We start from the raw sequence: 22,508 nt of genomic DNA, 5'->3' as shown, positions 1-22,508 counted from the left end.
TCCGCCGTTTGTTCTTCATACAAACCAGGCAATCCGTGTATCTACCTACCGGGAAAGGTGAATGGATAAGATCGAAGTTCGGGGCGCCCGCACCCATAATCTCAAAAACATCAACCTCGTTATCCCCCGCGACAAGCTGATTGTCGTCACCGGGCTTTCAGGGTCAGGCAAATCCTCACTGGCTTTCGACACGCTGTATGCCGAAGGGCAGCGCCGCTACGTTGAATCGCTCTCCGCCTACGCGCGTCAGTTCCTGTCGCTGATGGAGAAGCCGGATGTCGACCATATCGAGGGGCTGTCGCCGGCGATTTCCATCGAGCAGAAATCAACGTCCCATAACCCCCGATCTACGGTAGGCACTATTACCGAAATTCACGACTATCTGCGTCTGCTGTACGCCCGCGTCGGCGAACCGCGCTGCCCGGACCACGATGTCCCGCTGGCGGCGCAAACCGTCAGCCAGATGGTCGATAACGTGCTTTCCCAGCCGGAAGGCCAGCGCCTGATGCTGCTGGCGCCGATTATCAAAGAGCGTAAAGGCGAGCATACCAAGACCCTGGAGAACCTGGCGAGCCAGGGCTATATCCGCGCGAGGATCGACGGCGAAGTTTGCGATCTCTCCGATCCGCCAAAGCTTGAGCTGCAGAAGAAACACACCATTGAAGTGGTTATCGATCGCTTCAAGGTGCGTGACGATCTCGCCCAGCGTCTGGCCGAGTCGTTTGAAACGGCGCTGGATCTCTCCGGCGGGACCGCCGTTGTTGCCAATATGGACGATCCGAAAGCGGAAGAGCTGCTGTTCTCCGCCAACTTCGCCTGTCCGATTTGCGGCTACAGCATGCGCGAGCTGGAACCTCGCCTGTTCTCCTTCAACAACCCGGCCGGCGCCTGCCCCACCTGCGACGGCCTTGGCGTGCAGCAGTATTTCGATCCCGAACGGGTTATCCAAAACCCGGAGCTGTCGCTGGCGGGCGGGGCGATCCGCGGCTGGGATCGACGTAACTTCTACTATTTCCAGATGTTGAAGTCGCTGGCCGAGCATTACAAGTTCGATATCGAAGCACCGTGGGGCACCCTCAATGCCGACGTGCAGAAAGTCATTCTGTCCGGCTCCGGCAAAGAGAACATTGAATTCAAGTACATGAACGATCGCGGCGACACCTCCGTGCGCCGCCATCCGTTCGAAGGCGTTTTGCACAATATGGAACGCCGCTACAAAGAGACCGAATCCAGCGCGGTACGCGAAGAGCTGGCGAAGTTTATCAGCAACCGCTCCTGTACCAGCTGTGATGGCACCCGTCTGCGCCGCGAAGCGCGGCACGTCTTCGTCGAAAATACGCCGCTGCCGACAATCTCCGATATGAGCATTGGCCATGCGATGGACTTCTTCACCAACCTGAAGCTCTCCGGCCAGCGGGCACAAATCGCTGAAAAGGTGCTGAAGGAGATCGGCGATCGCCTGAAGTTCCTCGTCAACGTCGGCCTGAACTACCTAACGCTCTCGCGTTCGGCGGAGACGCTGTCCGGCGGCGAAGCCCAGCGTATTCGTCTGGCCAGCCAGATCGGTGCCGGGCTGGTCGGCGTCATGTACGTGCTCGACGAGCCGTCCATCGGCCTGCATCAGCGCGACAACGAACGCCTGCTCGGGACGCTGGTTCACCTGCGTAATCTGGGTAATACGGTCATTGTCGTTGAGCATGATGAAGACGCGATTCGCGCCGCTGACCACGTGATCGATATCGGCCCCGGCGCTGGCGTACACGGCGGGCAGGTGGTGGCTGAGGGCACGCTGCAGGATATTATGGCGGTGCCTGAATCCCTGACCGGGCAGTACATGAGCGGCAAGCGCAAGATTGCGGTGCCTGAGCAGCGCGTAGCCGCCGATCCGCAAAAGGTGCTGAAGCTGACCGGCGCACGCGGTAACAACCTGAAGGACGTTACGCTGACGCTGCCGGTGGGCCTGTTTACCTGCATTACCGGCGTCTCCGGTTCCGGTAAATCAACGCTGATTAACGATACGCTGTTCCCGATAGCCCAGCGCCAGCTCAACGGCGCGACTATCGCCGAACCGGCGCCCTATCGCGACGTGCAGGGGCTGGAGCATTTCGATAAGGTTATCGATATCGACCAGAGCCCCATTGGCCGTACGCCGCGCTCTAACCCGGCAACCTATACCGGCGTGTTTACGCCGGTACGCGAACTGTTCGCCGGCGTGCCGGAATCACGTTCACGCGGCTACACGCCGGGGCGCTTTAGCTTTAACGTTCGCGGCGGCCGCTGCGAAGCCTGCCAGGGCGATGGCGTTATCAAGGTCGAGATGCACTTCCTGCCGGATATCTACGTGCCGTGTGACCAGTGCAAGGGCAAGCGCTATAACCGCGAAACGCTGGAGATTAAGTACAAGGGTAAGACTATCCATGAAGTGCTGGATATGACTATCGAAGAGGCGCGCGAGTTCTTTGACGCCGTGCCAGCACTGGCGCGTAAGCTGCAAACCCTGATGGACGTGGGCCTGACCTATATCCGCCTTGGCCAGTCGGCGACCACGCTCTCCGGCGGCGAGGCTCAGCGCGTGAAGCTGGCGCGCGAGCTGTCGAAGCGCGGAACCGGCCAGACGCTGTATATTCTCGATGAGCCGACCACCGGTCTGCACTTCGCCGATATCCAGCAGCTGCTGGACGTTCTGCATCAGTTGCGCGATCAGGGCAACACCATCGTGGTCATTGAGCACAACCTGGACGTCATCAAAACCGCGGACTGGATTGTGGACCTCGGCCCGGAAGGCGGCAGCGGCGGCGGGGAAATTCTCGTCTCCGGGACCCCAGAGACGGTTGCCGAGTGCGAAGCCTCGCACACCGCGCATTTCCTCAAGCCGTTGCTGAGCTAATCACTGTGAAAGCTGCTGTCGGGTCGGCTCCGACAGCAGCCTAATCGCCTGCTGATAAGAGGCGTCGACCAGGTAGTAAATCTGCGAATCGGGCAGCGAACCGTCAAGGAATACCGTACTCCAGTGGGCCTTGTTCAAATGCCGGCTAGGGCGCACGTCAACGTGCTGCTCCCGCAAAAGCTCGGCAAGTTCCGGGCTGGCCTTCAGCGACACCGCCGGGCGCTTATCCTCCACCTCCTTGACCATCGCAAACAGCACGTCCGACACTTTAATCTGCGTCGCCTTCCAGTCGCTGTGTACGCTTTGCTCCGCGCCAGGCTTGGCCATGCAGTAGAGCAATAACTCCGAAATTGTCATCTAATATTCCCCCATGAGCGTCCCGACGCGATGGCGCGAACCGCCGTGAATGCGATATTCCGCGAGCCGCACCGCGGCCCGACTGTCGATGCCAGATAAGCCATTCATGCTGCGAATGAATCTTTCTAAGTGTGCAGCAATAAGCGAAAAGGTAAAACCTTCCGGAGCGGATTTTGTACAAAAAAACGGCAACCCTCTGGCTGCCGCTGTTGCTGGCGGCTATTTCGCCCGCAGGCAATCAGTAATCGGAGTTCACAATAACCTCTTCTCCCTGGGCCCCGGCCATCGGTAAAGGCTTATAGGAAGAGTTGGAGGCGCGCAGAATGCGAATGCCTCGCGCGCCCACTTCACGGGCTGCGCCAATATCGTTATCCGAGTCACCGTAGAAGACCTTGATGTTTTTCTCCTGCAGCCACTGGGTTTTCGTGTTCTGTCCCGGCTTATCGCCGGCAAAAATGACCGGATTCATGTTTGCCGCAGGGATCAGGAAATCATCCTGCAGGGTTTTCGAGACCGTTTCGGTTTTGGTCTGACTGCGGCCGGTCACAAAATAGATGCTATCGCCGCGCTTAACGTGCATCGCAATCAGCTGACGCGCGACCTCTTTCGGCATGCTGAAATCATCCCAGCCGTTGTTCATTTTTTGCCAAAACTCGGGGTTTTTCAGGTAAGCATCGCTGCCGGGAGAGAATGTTTTCTGGCCGCGCCAGAATCCAGGGCTGGAAAACAGCACGGTATCGTCAATATCAAAGCCCACCGCAATCGGCTGGCGCCCCAGCAGGCTATTTTCAATCTGCGCCACCGATACCCAGTGAATCGGCGCCTGTTCAGCGAGCTTAGCGACGTTGGTTCCCGTCGAGAGGGGCTGCGGCGTCGAGGCGCGGGCAACGACGGCGCTATTGAGCGTGAACAGCAGGCAGACGGCCCCGAAGGCCAGGATGATTTTGCGCATATTTATCCCTATAAACGTCATCATTCAAACGGCCTCGTTGACGGCTACGTTTAGCCAAACGCTCCCTGGGGCTGAGACGCATTTTGCATGATGGCGAGTGTAAATAACCGAATCATTATAATTTTCAATAATGTGCATGCTTATAAATTCACCATGACCTTAACCTCCGCATCCGGTGATGAAAAGAGGTTTCTGCTCGAATGTCATAGAAAAAGAGAATGATCACACTTCAGGAAAGGAACCGCCCTCTCCTTAACGCCGGAGAGGGCCGGGTACTGCTGCGGGGTTACAGCACGGCAGAAAATGCCTGCGCGACGCGCTGGACGTTGCCCGAATTAAGGCCCGCCATGCACATTCTTCCGCTGGAAATCAGATAGACGCCAAACTCTTCACGCAGGCGATCGACCTGAGCGGCGCTCAATCCCGTGTAGCTAAACATACCACGCTGCTTGAGCAGGTAGTCAAAGTTAACGCCGGGGACCGCCTCTTTCAGGACGTTCACCAGCTCCTGACGCATCGCTAAAATGCGCGTGCGCATCTCTTCGACTTCCGCCAGCCATGAGGCCTTCAGTTCCGCGTCGTTCAGCACGGTAGCAACCACCTGCGCCCCGAAGTTCGGCGGGCTGGAGTAGTTACGGCGTACGGTCGCCTTCAGCTGACCGAGCACGCGTCCCGCCGTTTCGCTATCTTCGCAAACCACCGACAGGCCGCCCACGCGCTCGCCGTACAGGGAGAAGATTTTCGAGAACGAGTTGCTGACCAGCATCGGCATACCGGCGCTGGCAATTGTGCGAATTGCCCAGGCGTCATCTTCCATGCCCGCGCCATAACCCTGGTAGGCGATGTCGAGGAAAGGGATCAGGCTGCGAGCTTTCAGCACTTTTGCCACTTCATCCCACTGGTCATGGCTCAGATCGGCGCCGGTTGGGTTATGGCAGCACGGATGCAGCAGCACGATATCGCCTTCAGGCAGCGTGCGTAGCGTCTCGAGCAGCGCCTCAAAGCGCACGCCATTGGTCTCATCATCAAACCAAGGGTAAGCACTTACTTCGAAGCCAGCCCCTTCAAAGATGGCGATGTGGTTTTCCCAGGTCGGATCGCTGACCCATACACGCGCCTGCGGGAAGTAGCGCTTGAGGAAATCCGCCCCCACCTTCAGCGCACCGGAACCGCCCAGCGTCTGAATGGAAGCCACGCGCTGCTGCTGCAGTACCGGGTGCTCGGCGCCAAACAGCAGCGGCGCAATGGCACTACGGTAAGCATTCAGACCCTCCATCGGCAGATACAGCGAGGCGCCGTGCGGCTGCGCGTTAAGGCGCGCTTCCGCTTCCGCCACCGCCTTCAGCTGCGGGATAATTCCGGCTTCGTTGTAGTACAAACCAATGCTGAGGTTTACTTTGTCGCTGCGAGGATCTTCTTTGAAACGCTCCATTAAGGAGAGAATGGGGTCGCCAGCGTAGGCGTCAACTTTCTGAAACACGCGATGTTTCTCCAGGTTTACAAAAGGCAGGTCATAACACAATAAACCGGAAGCTGTGGCAGGTCGAGAGGATGTTGGCGGATTGCCGATGACGATCGCCCGCCAGGGCACCGGCGGGGCTTTTCCCGGCCGCAGCGCTGGCGCCGTAGCCGGGCTGTCGGGTAGCGCCCTGGCCCCGGCAGCCGTGACGCAGCCGGGGAATATTGCGGTAAATAGGGGCTAATCGACGTACTTCATCGAAACGCGTGAAGTGAGGCGCGTGATAAGTTCGTAAGCACTTACTTTCGTAATTTCTGCAATCCGTTCAACGGGTAAACCTTCCCCCCACAGCACCACCGGATCGCCGGACCTCTCCTGCGCCTCGGGGCCGAGGTCCACGCAGATCATATCCATCGCCACGCGGCCGACAATCGGCACTTCCCGACCGTTAACCAGCACCGGCGTACCGGACGGCGCGGCGCGCGGATAGCCATCGCCGTAGCCCATCGCCACCACCCCGAGACGGGTATGGCGTTCGCTAATCCAGGTCCCGCCGTAGCCCACCGGCTCGCCCGCTTTATGCTCTCGAACGGCAATCAGGCTCGAGGTCAGCGACATCACCGGCTGGCAGCCAAAGTCGGCGCCGGTGGATTGATTCTCTAACGGCGACACGCCGTAGAGAATAATGCCCGGACGCGCCCAGTCAAAATGCGACTGCGGCCACAGCAAAATCCCGCCGGAGGCGGCGATAGAGCGCAGGCCAGGCTTGCCATCGGTAAAGGTAGTGAAGATATCCAGCTGCCGCTCGGTGGCCCCGCACTCCGGCTCATCCGCCCGGGCAAAGTGGCTGACGACGTTCACCGGCTGGCGGACGTTTTTACAGCGGCTCAGCCGCTGGTAGAAAGCGTCCGCCTCTTCCGGCAGCACGCCCAGCCGATGCATGCCGGTATCGAGCTTCATCCAGACGCTGACCGGTTCGCTCAGCTCGGCGCTTTCCAGCGCTGCCAGCTGTTCGGGGCTATGCACCGCCGTTTGCAGGCGCTGGGCGGCAATCACCGGCAGATCGCTGGCCTCAAAAAAGCCTTCCAGCAGCAGGATCGGCTGCGTGATACCGCCCGCCCGCAGGCGTAGGGCTTCTTCAAGCCGGGCGACGCCAAAGGCGTCGGCATCAGGGAGCGTTCGCGCGGTCTCGATAAGACCGTGTCCGTAAGCGTTCGCTTTCACGACTGCAACCAGCTTGCTGGCAGGCGCCAGTTCACGCAGACGTTGCAGATTGTGTCGCAGAGCGCGGCGGTTAATGACTACAGTTGCCGCTTGCATTTAAGTTCCTTAATAAAAGAGTCGCCGGTAACCATCGCGCTGCCGGAAGGCGACAGGCCCGGGCGCCCCGGGAACTTAACAGGCTAAGTGACCGAGACGGGCGGGCGAGTCAACGTACCAGCGGCGTGAAGGACTACGGAGATTTACTCATCATCATACTGAGGGCCGGCATAGTTATCGAAGCGCGACCATTGCCCGTTAAACGTCAGACGTACCGTACCAATGGGGCCGTTACGCTGCTTACCAATGATAATTTCGGCGATGCCTTTCAGATCGCTGTTCTCGTGATAAACCTCATCACGATAGATAAACATGATTAAGTCGGCATCCTGTTCAATAGAACCTGATTCACGGAGATCGGAGTTTACCGGGCGCTTATCGGCACGCTGCTCCAGGGAACGGTTAAGCTGCGACAGGGCCACCACCGGCACCTGCAGCTCTTTAGCCAGCGCCTTCAGCGAGCGGGAGATTTCGGCGATCTCCAGGGTACGGTTATCGGAGAGCGACGGTACGCGCATCAGCTGCAGGTAGTCGATCATAATCAGGCCAATGCCGCCGTGCTCGCGGGCGATACGGCGGGCGCGGGAACGCACTTCCGTCGGCGTCAGGCCGGAAGAGTCATCGATATAGATATTGCGTTTTTCCAGCAGAATACCCATGGTGCCCGAAATTCTCGCCCAGTCTTCGTCATCGAGCTGGCCGGTACGAATACGCGTCTGATCGACGCGCGACAGCGAGGCCAGGGTACGCATCATAATCTGCTCAGATGGCATCTCGAGGCTGAAAATCAGGACCGGCTTATCCTGCAGCATCGCCGCATTTTCGACGATGTTCATCGCAAACGTCGTTTTACCCATCGACGGACGCGCCGCGACGATGATCAAATCCGACGGCTGCAGACCCGCGGTCTTTTTATTCAGGTCGTCATAGCCGGTATTCACGCCGGTGACGCCGTCGTGCGGCTGCTGGAACAGCTGCTCGATACGCGCAACGGTCGCATCAAGTACTTCGGCGATATTTCTCGGACCTTCGTCTTTATTCGCGCGGCTCTCAGCGATCTTAAAGACCCGGGACTCCGCCAGATCGAGCAGGTCTTCGCTGGTGCGGCCCTGGGGGTCGAAGCCCGCTTCGGCAATTTCGTTCGCTACCGAGATCATTTCGCGGACAACGGCTCGTTCGCGCACGATATCGGCATAAGCGCTGATGTTCGCCGCGCTTGGCGTATTTTTGGAGAGTTCAGCCAGATAGGCGAAACCGCCTACGCTGTCCAGCTGCCCCTGGCGCTCAAGCGATTCCGCGAGCGTAATAAGGTCAATCGGGCTGCCGGTTTCCTGCAGGCGGGCCATTTCAATAAAGATATGACGGTGCGGACGCGTGTAAAAGTCTTCTGCAACAACGCGCTCGGCGACGTCGTCCCAGCGCTCGTTGTCCAGCATTAAACCGCCCAACACCGACTGTTCCGCTTCAATCGAGTGCGGCGGTACTTTCAACCCGGCGACCTGCGGATCGCGAACTCGGGGTTCAGTCTGGGGTTTGTTGAAGGGTTTATTTCCTGCCATATTGAATGGAATTCCCGGTATAGAAATTGGCTCGAAAGGTTACCACATAGTTCAGGAGGAAGCATGGCAACACGTATTGAATTTCACAAGCACGGTGGCCCCGAAGTTCTGCAGGTGGTGGAGTTTGTGGCAGGGGATCCGGCAGAGCACGAGATACAGGTAGAAAACAAAGCTACTGGTATCAACTACATCGATACCTATATTCGCAGCGGCCTCTATCCGCCCCCTTCGCTTCCGAGCGGATTAGGTACCGAAGCCGCCGGCGTAGTAAGCAAGGTCGGGCGCGGCGTCACGCATATTAAAGCCGGCGATCGCGTCGTTTACGCCCAGTCGGCGCTGGGCGCCTACAGCTCGGTGCATAATGTCCCCGCCGATAAAGCCGCAATTTTACCTGCGGCCATCTCTTTCGAGCAGGCCGCGGCCTCCTTCCTTAAGGGTCTGACGGTCTATTATCTGCTGCGTAAAACCTACGAAATCAAAGCCGGCGAGACGTTCCTGTTCCACGCTGCGGCCGGTGGCGTCGGGCTGATAGCCTGCCAGTGGGCAAAAGCGCTGGGCGCCAGGCTCATCGGCACCGTCGGCAGCGCGCAAAAAGCGCAGCGCGCGAAGCAGGCCGGAGCCTGGGAGACGATCAACTATCGTGAAGAGAATATCGCCGAGCGGCTGAAAGAGATTACCGGGGGTAAAAAGGTGCATGTGGTCTATGATTCCGTGGGCAAAGACACCTGGGAAGCTTCGCTCGACTGTCTGCAGCGCCGAGGATTGATGGTCAGCTTCGGCAACTCCTCCGGACCGGTTACCGGCGTTAATCTGGGGATCCTCAACCAGAAAGGTTCGCTGTACGTTACCCGCCCTTCTCTGCAGGGCTATATCACCAGCCGCGAAGAGCTGGTAGAAGCCAGTAACGAGCTCTTTTCGCTGATCGCCAGCGGGGTGATAAACGTCGACGTTGCCGAGAGTCAAAAATATCCGCTGGCCGACGCGCGACGCGCGCACGAGGTGCTCGAAAGCCGCGCCACCGAAGGCTCAAGCCTGCTGCTACCGTAATGGGTAAATCGAGGCAAGGTTAACGCTGCCAACGCTTCTGTAGTTCGAAGTATGACGGGAAGCCCTCACTAAATAATTCGGGCTACAGGAAGGCGGCAAGATAGCGAATCCCCGGGAGCTTACTCCGGTAAGTGACCGGGGTGAGCTAACGCAGCCAACGCCCTTGTAGTTCGAAGTATGACGAAAGGAGGCCCTCCCTAAATAATTCGGGCTACAGGAAGGCGGCAAGATAGCGAATCCCCGGGAGCTTACTCCAGTAAGTGACCGGGGTGAGCTAACGTAGCCAACGCCCCTGTAGTTCGAAGTATGACGGGAGGCCCTCCCTAAATAATTCGGGCGACAGGCAGGCGGCAAAATAGCGAATCCCCGGGAGCTTACTCCGGTAAGTGACCGGGGTGACAAATCTGTCTGGAACAGATTTGAACGCTGCGAGCAGCGGCCCTGATAAGGGTGAGGCTCATGGATGAGCCGAATAACGAGGCAGCCAACGCACCTGTAGTTCGAAGTATGACGGGAGAGTCGGGAGGGTGGAAAAGTTTAGGGCTTCCATTCGGAAGCCCTTACTTTTTTTAGTTCGGCTGTATGTAGGGTACAGCGCGATGAATTCATTAACGTGCTAATAGTGACAGATTTCATAAGCAAAACCTACGCCGTATTATGCAAAATTCCTCAGGTTGTGACCTACCACTCACTACCTTAATAACGCCAGCGGTTGTTGCTACGGTAGCGGGTGATTTTTGGTTTATTTATCGCCCGAATCACCCATACCACCGCAACGGCCAACAGCAGCCACGGCAGCAGTTTAATCATCATCGCAAACAGTCCGCCGACGAACATCAGCGCCGTCGCCGCAACAATCGCGGCAATAATGCCCAGCAGCGACACGCCGGTCACCAGCAGCATCACAAAAAACCCAATAATAAATAGCAGTTCCAGCATCGTCTTCTCTCCTCGGCAATAGCCCTCTGCACTCAGGCATTACAAGAAGCGTGCCAATTATAATTTATTGAATTTAAAGAAAAACGCCCTGAAGTTAACTTCAGGGCGTGGCGTATTTGACTAAATTTTAGCGAAACGTTAACGCTTATCGGCCACCAGCTTCAGCGCGTGTTCCAGGACGTTAATATCCGCCCCGGCCTTGTGCGCGTTTTCACTCAGGTAGCGACGCCACTGGCGAGCGCCGGGGATCCCCTGGAACAGGCCCAGCATATGGCGGGTCACATGGCCAAGATAGGTCCCGTTGCTCAGCTCACGCTCAATATACGGATACATGGCGCGCACCACGGCAACCGGGTCAGCATCCGCGCCACTGGCCGCAAAAATCTCCCGGTCAACCGCGGTCAGCATGCCTGGATTCTGGTACGCCTCGCGCCCTACCATCACGCCGTCCATATGCTCAAGGTGCAGCTTCGCCTCTTCCAGCGAGCGGATCCCACCGTTGATCGCCATCGTCAGATGCGGAAAATCACGCTTTAGCTGATAGACGCGCGGGTAGTCCAGAGGCGGGATCTCGCGGTTCTCTTTCGGGCTCAGGCCGGAAAGCCAGGCTTTGCGGGCGTGGATGATGAACATATCGCATTCACCTTTCCCGGATACGGTATCGATGAAATCACACAGGAACGTATAGCTATCCTGGTCATCAATGCCAATGCGCGTTTTGACCGTTACCGGAATCGAGACCACGTCGCGCATCGCCTTAATGCAGTCGGCAACCAGCTGTGCATTACCCATCAGGCAGGCGCCGAACATCCCGTTCTGCACGCGGTCAGACGGGCAGCCGACGTTGAGGTTAATCTCATCGTAGCCGCGCGCTTGCGCCAGCTTCGCACACTGCGCCAGCGCAGCCGGATCGCTACCGCCCAGCTGTAGCGCAACGGGATGCTCCTCTTCGCTGTAGGCCAGATAGTCGCCTTTACCGTGAATAATCGCCCCGGTGGTCACCATTTCGGTGTACAGCAGCGTATGGCGTGACAGCTGGCGCAGGAAGTAGCGGCAGTGCCTGTCGGTCCAGTCGAGCATCGGTGCGATGGAAAAACGGTGGGCAGCAAAAGCGGTAGAAGTTGATTCTGGCATCATGGCGAATAAACAGGCATCCGGGTAAAAAGAGGCGCTACTATAGCACAAAGATAAACCACAGGCGCATAGCGCCAATGGCCATATCCCGGGGTGGAAAAAACGCTATTTCCTGCGCGGCTTGCCGTCGTGAGGACCGAAGAACTGCGGTGGATGGTCAACCCAGCGATCCTGGCGCGTCGCGGCGTAGCTGGGGTTAAGCGGATAGTAGATCCGGTTAAATTTTTTATTCGCTTCGCCGACCACCAGCAGGCACACCTCCTCTTCGGTGTTGTTCAGGAAGGTATGGCATACCCCGGTACCGGCGGGAAAACCAACGCTATCCCCGGGCTCCAGCTTCCACAGATAGCCGTTTATCCACACTTCCGGATACCCTTCCAGCACGTAGATAAACTCTTCTTCATCGCTTTCCGCATGCGGATAAGAGGTTCGACGCCCAGGCAGCAGGCGTTCATGATGGATCCCCAGCCGGTTTAGCCGTAAACCTCGGGCCAGCGGCGCGCCGATGGAAAAGAGCTCGTTGCTGTCAGGATTGGTGGCATCATCCGGCCCCTCCAGCTCGCGCCAATGTCGAATACAATCAGGTCGTTTCATCGTTTTCTCCCGAAAATGAGATGCATCAGGTATAGCACAAACCGTGGGTTCTCGGCGTTTTGCCTGGATCGTGATAAAGTAACAACTTCATCGTTACGCAACCAGAGGATGCTCATGGATAAGTCCACTTCGCAAGAAATGTTAGCGCATGCTGAAAAGCTCTGCGCGCAGCGGGGCGTGCGCCTGACTCCGCAGCGCCTGGAAGTGTTGCGCCTGATGAGTCTGCAGCAGGGGGCGATCAGCGCCTACGATTTGCTCGATCTCCTGCGCGGTAAAGAGCCGCAGGCCAAGCCGCCAACGGTCTACCGGGCGCTGGAGTTTCTGCTGGAGCAGGGTTTCGTGCACAAGGTGGAATCAACCAACAGCTACGTGCTGTGCCATCTGTTCGATCAGCCAACCCATAGCTCAGCGATGTTTATCTGCGATCGCTGCGGCGTGGTGAAAGAAGAGTGCGCGGAAGGCGTAGAGGACATCATGCATACGCTGGCGGCAAAAATGGGCTTCGCCCTGCGCCATAACGTGATTGAAGCGCACGGCCTGTGCGCGGGCTGCGTCGAAGTAGAAGCCTGCAACACGCCGGGGCACTGCCACCACGACCACACCATCCAGATTAAAAAGAAAGCCCGCTGAGGCGTTAGCCGCAGCGGGAATCAGGGGATTTTCGTACATCCTTGTACCGTTCGGGCAGGCAATAACAATGCGTTAAAACAAAGGGTTAACGCTTTATGTCCGATCGCTACCAGCGATAGTCATTTTTGGTTTCCCAGTCAGACACTTCTTTCTCTGCCTGATCTTTAGCGTAGCCGTAACGCTCCTGGATTCTACCGACCAGCTGGTCGCGCTTGCCCTCGATGACGGTCATATCATCGTCGGTAAGCTTGCCCCATTGCTCTTTCGCCTTACCTTTTAACTGTTTCCAGTTACCGCCGATTTCGTCTTTATTCATAATTCAATCCTCATCGTTCGGTGAGTTAACAGCCCGCTGTGTGCCGGACGTATGATTAACTATAGATGAGAATTCTGGGTTAACTTTATTATTCGGAATCTTTAACCATCTTTACGACAAAACACGTTATGAAAACCAGGTTCCACGCTGCCAGTGCCGCCGCCAAATCAGCGCCAGCGACAGGCCCCGCAGCGCCAGGAACACCGCCAGCGCCAGCCACAGGCCGTGGTTACCGAGCACCGGTAGCGTCAGCAGGGTTAAGGCAAAGCCCACGGCGGCTACCGCCATGCTGTTACGCATTTCGCTGCCGCGCGTCGCGCCGATAAACATCCCGTCCAGCAGATAGCACCAGACGCCGATCGTCGGCAGAATCATCTGCCACCACAGATAGCGGTCGGCAAGCTGCTGGAGCGAGGGTATCGAGGTCAGCAGAGCGATAATCTGCTCGCCCGCCACGCTGTAAACCAGCGCAAACGCCAGCGCGACCGTGCCAGCCTGTCGACAGGCCGCCCGCCATACCTCCAGAAGCTTGCTGCCGTCGCGCGCGCCGTAGGCCTGCCCGGAGTGGGCCTCCACGGCGTAGGCAAAGCCGTCCAGCGCATAGGCGGTGAAGGTTAGCATGGTCATCAGAATGGCGTTCACCGCCACGATATCGCCCCCCAGACGCGCGCCGAAAACGGTCACCGCGCCAAAGCAGAGCTGCAACAGCAGCGAACGCAGCATGATATCGCGGTTGAGGGCCAGCAGCCGCCGGATATCGCCGCGCCAGGCGCCCTTGAGCATAGCGAACGACACGCCGCGAAGCGTCAGCACGCGTTTCGCCATCAGCAGGCCAATGATAAAGGTGGCGTATTCGGCGCTCACCGTCGCCAGCGCTGCGCCCTGCACGTTCATATGCAGGCCCATCACCAGCCACAGATCGAGGACAATATTCAACAGGTTGCCGACAACCAGCAGGATCACCGGCGCGCGGGCATACTGGACGCCCAGCAGCCAGCCCAGCAGCACCAGGTTAGCTAACGCTGCCGGAGCGCTCAGCCAGCGGATCTCGAGGAAACGCCGGGCCTGCTCCAGCACCGCTTCGCTGCCGCCGACGATATGCAGCGCGAGGTTAATGAGCGGAATACGAAACACAACGATCAGCAGACCGGCGGCCAGCGCCAGGCCAAGCGGCTGCACCAGCGCGCGCGCCAGGCGAACGGGATCCTTTGCGCCAAACGCCTGCGCCGTCAGGCCGGTGGTACTCATTCGCAGAAAGAGCAGCAGCATGAACAGGAAGCTGGTAGCCGTCGCTCCGACCGCCACGCCGCCCAGGTAAACCGGACTATCAAGATGGCCGATGACGGCAGTATCTACCAGGCCCAGCAGCGGGACGGTGATATTGGAGAAAATCATCGGTAGCGCCAGGCGCCACAGGGCCTTATCAGCAGCATTAAAAAGCATGGGGAAAGCCCGAGCGAAGAGATAGCGCAGCATCATGCATCAGACGATGCTGCGTTAGAGAAGGCGCTTACAGCCACTCGCCGTTGCGGATAACGCCAACGGCCAGACCTTCAATGGTAAAGCTTTGCTCGCGTAGGTTCACCACGATCGGTGAAAACTCGCTGTTTTCCGGCAGAAGTTCGACGACGTTACCCTGCTTTTTAAGGCGTTTAACCGTCACTTCTTCATCGATGCGTGCGACCACAACCTGCCCGTTGCGCACATCCTGCGTTTTGTGTACCGCCAGCAGATCACCGTCCAGAATACCAATGTCTTTCATCGACATACCGCTGACGCGCAGCAGGAAGTCGGCGCTCGGCTTGAACATTGCCGGGTCGACCTGGAAGTGGCCTTCGATGTGCTGCTGCGCCAGCAGCGGCTCACCGGCAGCTACGCGGCCAATCAGCGGCAGGCCGGGCTCTTCTTCAGTCAGCAGACGAATACCGCGGGAGGCACCGGAAACGATCTCGATTGCGCCTTTACGCGCCAGCGCTTTCAGATGTTCTTCCGCCGCGTTTGGGGAACGGAACCCCAAGCGCTGAGCAATTTCCGCACGCGTCGGCGGCATGCCCGTCTGGCTGATATGATCCCTGATGAGATCAAACACCTCTTGCTGCCTGGTCGTTAACGCTTTCATTCCGCCCCCTGGGTGTATATACAGTTATGCTGTGAGTATATACAGCTAACGGTGATTTTGGAATCAAATTTCACACATAAATCAGGAGATTCTTTTGTTTTGATGCCCGCCGGAGCAGGTTAACGCAGAAGGGATAGTGGTGAGGCGCTGCGGCTCCACGCGGGACAGAAAAATGCGTGGAGGGAGGCTCGCCGGCCTCCGGCCCGTGGACGCTAAACCGGGGCGGTGGGCGGCAAACCACATAGCCTGATGCTAGCGGCGCTTAGCGATAGTGCGACCACAGCAGCGTAACCCAGACGATCAGCGCGATGGCGATCGCCAGAAATACCGCCGCCGAGCCCATATCCTTCGCCCGTCCGGAAAGCTCATGGTGCTCGGAGCCAATCCGGTCCACCACCGCCTCAATCGCGCTATTAAGAATTTCGACTATCATCACTAACATAACCGAGCCTATCAGCAGCACGCGCGTAACGGCGTCAACATCCAACCAGCAGGCGATCGCAATGGCAATAACGGTGGCGATACCTTCCTGACGAAAGGCGGCCTCATTTATCCATGCCGCACGAAAACCTTTCCAGGAATACCCTGCAGCTTTAATGATTCGGGTTAACCCGGTGGTATTATTGGCCATCAAAAGAACCTTTTTATGTAAATGACGTCAATGAGTGTACGCGTTTGCCGCGTGGCGACGGAAATTTTGCGCACTTTCTGTTATTCTTGCCGCGCATTTGCATGATTAACCAGAGGCTTCACATCGTTTATGTCCGGCTGGCAACGAATTTACTATAAATTACTTAATTTACCATTACGGCTGCTGGTAAAAAGCAAGTCTATTCCCGCAGAGCCTGCTCAGGAATTAGGACTGGATACCTCGCGTCCGATTATGTACGTTCTGCCCTATAACTCGAAGGCAGACCTGCTGACGCTGCGCGCGCAGTGCCTGGAGCATGATTTAGCCGATCCGCTCGAGCCGCTCGAAATCGACGGCACCCTGCTGCCCCGCTACGTCTTTATCCACGGCGGCCCGCGCGTATTTACCTACTACACGCCGAAAGAAGAGTCCATCAAGCTGTTCCACGACTACCTGGATCTGCACCGCAACCACCCTGACCTCGATGTGCAAATGGTGCCGGTGTCGGTGATGTTTGGCCGTGCGCCCGGGCGCGAAAAAGGCGAGCTCAATCCGCCGCTGCGCATGCTTAATGGTATTCAGAAATTCTTCGCAGTGCTGTGGCTGGGCCGCGACAGCTTCGTGCGCTTCTCGCCGCCGGTGTCGCTACGCCGAATGGCGTCCGAGCACGGAACCGACAAAACCATCGCCCAGAAGCTGGCCCGCGTGGCGCGTATGCACTTCGCCCGCCAGCGCCTGGCCGCCGTCGGTCCGCGCCTGCCCGCCCGTCAGGATCTGTTCAACAAGCTGCTGGCGTCAAAAGCCATCGCCCGCGCGGTGGAAGACGAAGCCCGCAGTAAGAAAATCTCCCACGAGAAGGCGCAGCAAAATGCGATCGCGCTGATGGAAGAGATCGCCGCAAACTTCTCCTACGAGATGATTCGCCTGACCGACCGCGTGCTGGGCTTTACCTGGAACCGTCTGTATCAGGGCATTAACGTTCACAACGCCGAGCGCGTGCGGCAGTTGGCGCACGAAGGGCACGAGATCGTTTACGTTCCGTGCCACCGTAGCCATATGGACTACCTGCTGCTCTCCTACGTGCTCTACCACCAGGGGCTGGTACCGCCGCATATCGCCGCCGGCATCAACCTCAACTTCTGGCCGGCAGGGCCGATTTTCCGCCGCGGCGGCGCGTTCTTTATTCGCCGTACGTTTAAGGGCAACAAGCTCTACTCAACGGTATTCCGCGAATATCTTGGCGAGCTGTTCAGCCGCGGCTACTCGGTGGAGTACTTCGTCGAGGGCGGACGCTCCCGTACCGGGCGCCTGCTGGACCCGAAAACCGGCACCCTGTCGATGACTATTCAGGCGATGCTGCGCGGCGGCACCCGGCCAATCACGCTGGTTCCTATCTACATCGGCTACGAGCACGTGATGGAAGTCGGAACCTACGCCAAAGAGCTGCGCGGCGCGACGAAAGAGAAAGAGAGCCTGCCGCAGATGCTGCGCGGCCTGAGCAAGCTGCGTAACCTCGGCCAGGGGTACGTTAACTTCGGCGAACCGCTGCCGCTGATGACCTGGCTCAACCAGCACGTGCCGGAGTGGCGCGAATCTATCGATCCTATCGAAGCCATTCGCCCGTCCTGGCTGACGCCGACGGTAAATAGCATCGCCGCCGATCTGATGGTCCGCATCAACAACGCCGGCGCGGCAAACGCCATGAACCTGTGCTGTACCGCGCTGCTGGCATCGCGCCAGCGTTCGCTGACCCGCGAGCAGCTGACCCAGCAGCTGGAGTGCTATCTCGATCTGCTGCGTAACGTGCCCTACTCTCCGGACGCGACCACGCCGCCGGCTTCCGCCAGCGAGCTGATTGACCACGCGCTGAAGATGAATAAGTTCGAGGTCGAGAAGGACACCATCGGCGACATCATTATTCTGCCGCGCGAGCAGGCGGTGCTGATGACCTACTACCGCAACAACATTGCTCATATGCTGATGATGCCTTCGCTGCTGGCGGCGATTGTGACCCAGCATCGGCGGATCACCCGCGCGGAGGTGCTGCGTCACGTCGAGATGTTCTATCCGCTGCTGAAGGCCGAGCTGTTCCTGCGCTGGGAAAAAGAGGAGCTGGCGAGCGTTATCGATGCGCTGACCGCTGAGATGCAGCGCCAGGGCCTGCTGGTGCTGAGCGATGATGAGATAAGCATCAACCCGTCGCACTCCCGCCTGCTGCAACTGCTGGCCGCCGGCGCGCGTGAAACGCTCCAGCGCTACGCCATCACCTTCTGGCTGCTGAGCGCAAATCCTTCGATTAACCGCAGTTCGCTGGAGAAAGAGAGCCGTACGATGGCCCAGCGCCTGTCGGTTCTGCACGGTATCAACGCGCCGGAGTTCTTCGATAAGGCGGTATTCAGTACGCTGGTACTGACGCTGCGTGACGAAGGCTACATTAGCGATACCGGCGACGCCGAGCCGGAAGAGACGCTGAAGGTTTACCAGATGCTGGCGAACCTGATTACCTCGGATGTGCGCCTGACGATTGAAAGCGCCGCGCAGGATGAAGCGTAGCGCCTGAGACCTGCCCCGGCCCTGCGCATCGCAGGCCGGGGAGTTATAACGAAGACTGGGGAAACTACGCCATGTAGCCCATCGCCAGGCCGAGGAACAGCACCAGCCCAACGTAGTTATTGTTTAAAAACGCTTTGAAGCAGTCGTCGCGTTCACGACGGAAAATCAGCTTCTGCTGCCAGAAAAACAGCCCCGCCGCGATAAACAGCGACCAGTAATATTCCCAGCCCAGGCCGTTCAGCCAGCCTACCGCCCCCATTAAGACCAGCACCGCGATCTGCAGCATGCCGATAATCAGGCGGTCGTTTTCACCGAACAAAATCGCCGTTGATTTGATGCCTATTTTAAGGTCATCGTCCCGGTCTACCATCGCATACTGGGTATCGTAGGCCACCGCCCACAGAATGTTGGCGAGGAACATCAGCCAGCAGCTCAGCGGCAGCGATTCGCTCACCGCGGAAAAGGCCATCGGAATCGACCAGCCAAACGCCGCGCCGAGCACCACCTGCGGCAGGTGGGTGTAGCGCTTCATAAATGGATAGACCCACGCCAGCGCCAGCCCCGCCACCGACAGCAGAATGGTCATGGTATTGAGGGTCAGCACCAGCAGGAACGAGAGCACCACCAGCACGGCAAACAGCGCCCGGGCCTCTTTCTCCGTCACGTCGCCGCTGGGCAGCGGGCGACGCGCGGTGCGTTTAACGTGACCGTCAAACTTACGATCGGCATAGTCGTTGACCACGCAGCCGGCGGCGCGCATCAGCCACACGCCGGCGACAAAAACGGCCAGAATCCACAGCGGCGGGATACCCGGCGTTGCTACCCATAGCGCCCACAGCGTCGGCCACAGCAGCAGCAGCGCGCCGATCGGCTTGTCAGTACGCATCAGGCGATGAAACGCCAACAGCTTATTCTGCGTCAGACTCCACTCCATTTTCTCTTCCTCTTAATACAGCGGCGATGCCGGCAGAAACAGTTCTGTCAGCAGCAGCGGTTTACCGCTCAGCCGAAGGCGGGAACGACGCCCCCAGAGCTCCGCATAACGCCCAATTTCAATAAAATCACGGGTTAACGTCGAAGACGTGAACAAATAGCGGCCCAGCGGCGTCTGTCCAAGCTGCTGCAGCGCCAGTTCGGGACCACTCAGCGTCGATTCCGGAACGAGAGTGCGCCCGGCCAGCCAGGGTTCATTATCGGCGCAGAGAATAATTTCCCGCAGCCAGTAACGCGCTTCATCCGGCAGCAGCGCTTCTTCGCCAACCAGCGCTTCACGTCCAACGAACGCTTCGTTGACCAGCATAACGCTAACCTTTTTCCCCTGCTGCTCAAAACGTTTGGTCATTGAGTCTTCCAGCAGCAGCCAGTCGCGCAGCGCGGGTTCGAGCGGGGGCATAGCGGCAAAATAGCGCAGCGCACGCAGTTGCGTAAGCGCAGGATGTGACATGCCTGATTCTCCGATACATAACGTGGAGGCATTGTATCGCAGAATAGGCCGATCGGGGCGGGCAAACATCAAGATACGATCTTCCGCGCAACAGCCATGCAACAGCAGCCGCGCGCGAGAAAAAAAGGTGCGTCCAGGCGGACGCACCTAAAGGCTGTGCCTAAACATCAGCATTGTGGGGAGACGATCACCCCTTGCCTTTTACACTGCTGATAAAGGTGGAACGGGCAGATTTCGAGCCGAGGCGCTCGGCTTCGTTCATCAATTTGAGGGCTTTGTCGATATCACCTTTCGCAACCGCCTGCTTGATGCCGTTGTTAAAGTAGGTTTCCGTATCGTCCAGCATCGGCTCGCTCTTCGCCGCCGGTGCGGCGACCGGAGCAACGACCGGAGCAACGACCGGAGCGGCGGCCGGCGCGCTGTATACCGGCGCGGCCGTATTGCCGACGGTAACCGGACCCGGGCCGGAGGAGCCAAACAGCGGGCCAACCAGCACGCTGGAGCCGGAAGAGGTTTTCACCTTCAGACCCAGGGTACCTTCGGTGGTATGTTTGGCAATCGGGTCCGGAATATCCGGTACCGCGTTACCCGTACCTTTGGCGTAGGCCTTCGCCGGGTCGATTAATTTGGTGGTCTGCTGCAGATCCTGCGGCGTGGTAAAGACCAGGACGTAAATCTTTTGCTGGCCCAGCGCCGGCGTCAGACGCATCACCCCTTCGAGGCGATCTGAGCTCATTACGCCCGGCTCGAGGTAGGTAAAGTAGCTGCTGGGGAAGTACGCAGATGGCGTCATATTCTGGTCAAGAATCAGCACGTTCGGCGCAAAAACGCTGGTCTGCTTGTTCACTTCGCTGGTCAGGGTAATGGTCAGCTCACCGATGTTCGCCGGAACGCTATAGGCGGCGACCGGCCCGGTGATGCCGGGAATATTCAGCGACTGTCCTGCCGTCGCGAGATTGGTGACCTGAGATTTTGACTGATCGACCGGCGTCCAGGTTAACTGCTGTAGCGCGGAGGCGGGGATCGTCGGTGCGGCAGCGGTATTCTGCGGCACAAAGTTCACATCGGCAAAACTGACTGCGGGTACGCTGGCCAGCAGGCCGGCGGACAGGCAGAGGGCAACGAGACTTTTCTTCATTTTCATTGTTATCACCTCAATTCCGATGGCCGAGCGGTAGCCAGGCAATAGCCCGCTGGGCCTAAACATAGAGGGGCTTGCGCCCCTCTTTTGGTCATGACAGGTCAGGCAGGATTACCACCAGATTTCCATCTGGGCACCGAAGGTCCACTCGTCGTTATCGCCACGGCTGAAGGTCTTCGCAGAGGTGTCGTTATACGCCACGCCGGAGCTGTAGCCAGTACCGGAGTCACCGTCCGCGTAGCCCCATTTCTCATCCCACTTGGCGTAGGTTGCGAATACGCGGATTGCCGGACGCGACCAGATGCTGTCGCCAGCCTGCCACTGCTGTGCCAGGGTGATTTTGTACTGGCTGTTACGATCGCCGGTACGCTGAGATTTGACGTTGTCGTAGCCGACTTCCATCAGGGTGCTCATGATCGGCGTCCATTTGTACATAGGACGTACGCCGACGGTCCACCACTGGGTACCGTTGTTGTTGTCGCGGTCAATATCCTGATACATACCGACGTACATCAGATCCCAATCGTCAGCCAGGGAGATCGCGCCGTGGTCCAGCACACGCCACATGGAGCCATCGTTATCGATGCTGCCGCCCTGCGGAATGCCTTTACCGTTGGAGGTCATCGCGTCGGTTGCGTACTGCAGTACAAACTTGTTGTAGCCTTTCAGCATGCTTTGCGTGTGTTCAGCAGTCAGCATCCAGCCATCTTTCGAGGCGTCCGGCTGCAGGTAGTAGTCGTCTGGAATGTTGGTGTGACCGTAGTCAACACCCAGTTCCAGAGTACCGCCCGGGTTGATTTCCATACCGGCTAAACGCACGTCGAAGACGTCGTTCGGCACGATGTTGTCATAAATACGGTTACCCTGCGCATCGCGGTCAGCGAAGGTGGCAGAACCGCCGGACTCAGAAGAACGGGTTGCCGCCATAGACAGCTTACCGAAGCCCAGATCGATGTTTTCGATACCCGCACCAGGACCTGAAATATCCCAGTAGTAGAAGTCGATCATGTGAACGTCATGACGCTGGTAGAAACGCTTACCGGCCCAGATGGTGGAACCTGGCAGCCAGTCGATCAGGTTTTTACCCTGCACGTTGGCTTCACGGAATGCCGGGCTGGTTGATTCCCAGTCATTCTGCTGCGATACGGAGTACGCGACGTTGGTATCGAAGTAGAAGCTCTTATCACCTTCTTTCCATACTTCCTGGCCCAGTTTTAATTCCGCATAGGTTTCACATTCGTTACCAAGACGGTATTTACTTTGAGCACCGGTTGCCTGGAAGCACTGCTGTTCACCGCCGCTGCCGGTCCAGCCGATACCGGAACGAGCATAGCCGTGGAAATCGACGGCCATCGCCTGAGCAGACATAACGCCTGCCGCAACGGCTACCGCCAGTGGAAGTTTGCGCAGAGTAATCATCATTCTA

Annotated in this window: 21 protein-coding genes; 5 read left to right on the top strand and 16 right to left on the bottom strand. The window is 58.1% G+C overall.

Annotated features, from left to right (window positions below; all coding sequences use genetic code 11):
* The first annotated feature begins 61 nt into the window (after nucleotides 1–61).
* The gene (gene uvrA / locus GVK32_RS19155; RefSeq protein WP_123709999.1) at nucleotides 62–2,887 is read left to right on the top strand and encodes an excinuclease ABC subunit UvrA; all 2,826 of its coding nucleotides are present in this window, start codon (nucleotides 62–64) and stop codon (nucleotides 2,885–2,887) included.
* Here the strand turns inward: uvrA and GVK32_RS19150 are convergent, their stop codons facing one another.
* From GVK32_RS19150 to tyrB, 3 genes are all read right to left on the bottom strand, one after another.
* Nucleotides 2,888–3,244 (bottom strand): MmcQ/YjbR family DNA-binding protein, encoded by a 357-nt coding sequence (locus tag GVK32_RS19150; protein WP_045853451.1) that lies wholly within the window; start codon nucleotides 3,242–3,244, stop codon nucleotides 2,888–2,890.
* A gap of 238 nt (nucleotides 3,245–3,482) precedes the next feature.
* Nucleotides 3,483–4,196: an acid phosphatase AphA gene (aphA, locus tag GVK32_RS19145; protein ID WP_159871793.1), complete on the bottom strand. Its 714-nt coding sequence runs from the start codon at nucleotides 4,194–4,196 to the stop codon at nucleotides 3,483–3,485.
* Nucleotides 4,197–4,482: 286 nt separating this feature from the next.
* Complete coding sequence (gene tyrB / locus GVK32_RS19140; protein ID WP_159871790.1) at nucleotides 4,483–5,676, bottom strand: aromatic amino acid transaminase; 1,194 nt, start codon at nucleotides 5,674–5,676, stop codon at nucleotides 4,483–4,485.
* Between the two features lie 55 nt (nucleotides 5,677–5,731).
* On the opposite strand from tyrB, the gene GVK32_RS19135 reads away from it, so the two are divergent.
* Nucleotides 5,732–5,899 carry a hypothetical protein gene (locus tag GVK32_RS19135; RefSeq protein ID WP_159871788.1) on the top strand — a complete coding sequence of 56 codons (168 nt, stop codon included), beginning with the start codon at nucleotides 5,732–5,734 and terminating at the stop codon, nucleotides 5,897–5,899.
* Here the strand turns inward: GVK32_RS19135 and alr are convergent.
* A complete protein-coding gene (gene alr / locus GVK32_RS19130; RefSeq protein WP_159871785.1) occupies nucleotides 5,896–6,975 on the bottom strand; it encodes an alanine racemase in 1,080 nt (359 codons plus the stop codon). The genes GVK32_RS19135 and alr overlap by 4 nt on opposite strands.
* Nucleotides 6,976–7,118: 143 nt before the next feature.
* Nucleotides 7,119–8,534: a replicative DNA helicase gene (gene dnaB, locus GVK32_RS19125; RefSeq protein WP_045853454.1), complete on the bottom strand. Its 1,416-nt coding sequence runs from the start codon at nucleotides 8,532–8,534 to the stop codon at nucleotides 7,119–7,121.
* A gap of 63 nt (nucleotides 8,535–8,597) precedes the next feature.
* On the opposite strand from dnaB, the gene GVK32_RS19120 reads away from it, so the two are divergent.
* Nucleotides 8,598–9,581: a quinone oxidoreductase gene (locus GVK32_RS19120; protein ID WP_159871782.1), complete on the top strand. Its 984-nt coding sequence runs from the start codon at nucleotides 8,598–8,600 to the stop codon at nucleotides 9,579–9,581.
* Between the two features lie 696 nt (nucleotides 9,582–10,277).
* Here the strand turns inward: GVK32_RS19120 and pspG are convergent.
* From pspG to GVK32_RS19105, 3 genes are all read right to left on the bottom strand, one after another.
* Nucleotides 10,278–10,520 carry an envelope stress response protein PspG gene (gene pspG / locus GVK32_RS19115; protein ID WP_041143599.1) on the bottom strand — a complete coding sequence of 81 codons (243 nt, stop codon included), beginning with the start codon at nucleotides 10,518–10,520 and terminating at the stop codon, nucleotides 10,278–10,280.
* A 138-nt stretch (nucleotides 10,521–10,658) separates the two neighbouring features.
* Nucleotides 10,659–11,657 carry a tRNA dihydrouridine(20/20a) synthase DusA gene (gene dusA, locus GVK32_RS19110; RefSeq protein ID WP_159871779.1) on the bottom strand — a complete coding sequence of 333 codons (999 nt, stop codon included), beginning with the start codon at nucleotides 11,655–11,657 and terminating at the stop codon, nucleotides 10,659–10,661.
* Nucleotides 11,658–11,759: 102 nt separating this feature from the next.
* Complete coding sequence (locus GVK32_RS19105) at nucleotides 11,760–12,248, bottom strand: cupin domain-containing protein (RefSeq protein WP_159871776.1); 489 nt, start codon at nucleotides 12,246–12,248, stop codon at nucleotides 11,760–11,762.
* Nucleotides 12,249–12,362: 114 nt separating this feature from the next.
* Here GVK32_RS19105 and zur point away from each other — a divergent pair, with 114 nt between their 5' ends.
* On the top strand, nucleotides 12,363–12,878 hold the full coding sequence (gene zur, locus GVK32_RS19100; RefSeq protein WP_041143597.1) for a zinc uptake transcriptional repressor Zur: 516 nt from the start codon (nucleotides 12,363–12,365) through the stop codon (nucleotides 12,876–12,878).
* 106 nt (nucleotides 12,879–12,984) lie between these two features.
* On the opposite strand, the gene GVK32_RS19095 is transcribed toward zur, so the two are convergent.
* The 4 genes from GVK32_RS19095 to GVK32_RS19080 form a co-directional block, all read right to left on the bottom strand.
* Entirely contained in the window at nucleotides 12,985–13,194 is a 210-nt protein-coding gene (locus GVK32_RS19095) for a CsbD family protein (protein WP_041143596.1), read from the bottom strand.
* A gap of 126 nt (nucleotides 13,195–13,320) precedes the next feature.
* On the bottom strand, nucleotides 13,321–14,637 hold the full coding sequence (dinF, locus tag GVK32_RS19090; RefSeq protein WP_159871773.1) for an MATE family efflux transporter DinF: 1,317 nt from the start codon (nucleotides 14,635–14,637) through the stop codon (nucleotides 13,321–13,323).
* Between the two features lie 67 nt (nucleotides 14,638–14,704).
* A complete protein-coding gene (lexA, locus tag GVK32_RS19085; protein ID WP_123710004.1) occupies nucleotides 14,705–15,313 on the bottom strand; it encodes a transcriptional repressor LexA in 609 nt (202 codons plus the stop codon).
* Nucleotides 15,314–15,575: 262 nt separating this feature from the next.
* The gene (locus GVK32_RS19080; protein ID WP_123710005.1) at nucleotides 15,576–15,944 is read right to left on the bottom strand and encodes a diacylglycerol kinase; all 369 of its coding nucleotides are present in this window, start codon (nucleotides 15,942–15,944) and stop codon (nucleotides 15,576–15,578) included.
* A 129-nt stretch (nucleotides 15,945–16,073) separates the two neighbouring features.
* Here GVK32_RS19080 and plsB point away from each other — a divergent pair, with 129 nt between their 5' ends.
* Entirely contained in the window at nucleotides 16,074–18,497 is a 2,424-nt protein-coding gene (gene plsB, locus GVK32_RS19075) for a glycerol-3-phosphate 1-O-acyltransferase PlsB (RefSeq protein WP_159871770.1), read from the top strand.
* 64 nt (nucleotides 18,498–18,561) lie between these two features.
* Here the strand turns inward: plsB and ubiA are convergent, their stop codons facing one another.
* From ubiA to GVK32_RS19055, 4 genes are all read right to left on the bottom strand, one after another.
* The gene (gene ubiA / locus GVK32_RS19070; RefSeq protein WP_159871767.1) at nucleotides 18,562–19,431 is read right to left on the bottom strand and encodes a 4-hydroxybenzoate octaprenyltransferase; all 870 of its coding nucleotides are present in this window, start codon (nucleotides 19,429–19,431) and stop codon (nucleotides 18,562–18,564) included.
* A 12-nt stretch (nucleotides 19,432–19,443) separates the two neighbouring features.
* Nucleotides 19,444–19,941, bottom strand: a complete 498-nt coding sequence (gene ubiC, locus GVK32_RS19065; protein ID WP_159871764.1) for a chorismate lyase — start codon at nucleotides 19,939–19,941, stop codon at nucleotides 19,444–19,446.
* A gap of 187 nt (nucleotides 19,942–20,128) precedes the next feature.
* The gene (gene malM / locus GVK32_RS19060; protein ID WP_159871761.1) at nucleotides 20,129–21,085 is read right to left on the bottom strand and encodes a maltose operon protein MalM; all 957 of its coding nucleotides are present in this window, start codon (nucleotides 21,083–21,085) and stop codon (nucleotides 20,129–20,131) included.
* A 108-nt stretch (nucleotides 21,086–21,193) separates the two neighbouring features.
* Nucleotides 21,194–22,504, bottom strand: coding sequence for a maltoporin (locus GVK32_RS19055; RefSeq protein WP_159871758.1), 1,311 nt, complete (start codon nucleotides 22,502–22,504; stop codon nucleotides 21,194–21,196).
* Nucleotides 22,505–22,508: the final 4 nt, after the last annotated feature.

Source organism: Klebsiella sp. 18074 (genome assembly GCF_902705905.1).
In the GTDB taxonomy this organism is placed as follows: Bacteria; Pseudomonadota; Gammaproteobacteria; order Enterobacterales; family Enterobacteriaceae; genus Klebsiella; species Klebsiella terrigena.
Note: the sequence above shows the minus strand (reverse complement) of the source record. Positions and strands in the feature narration are given on the sequence as shown.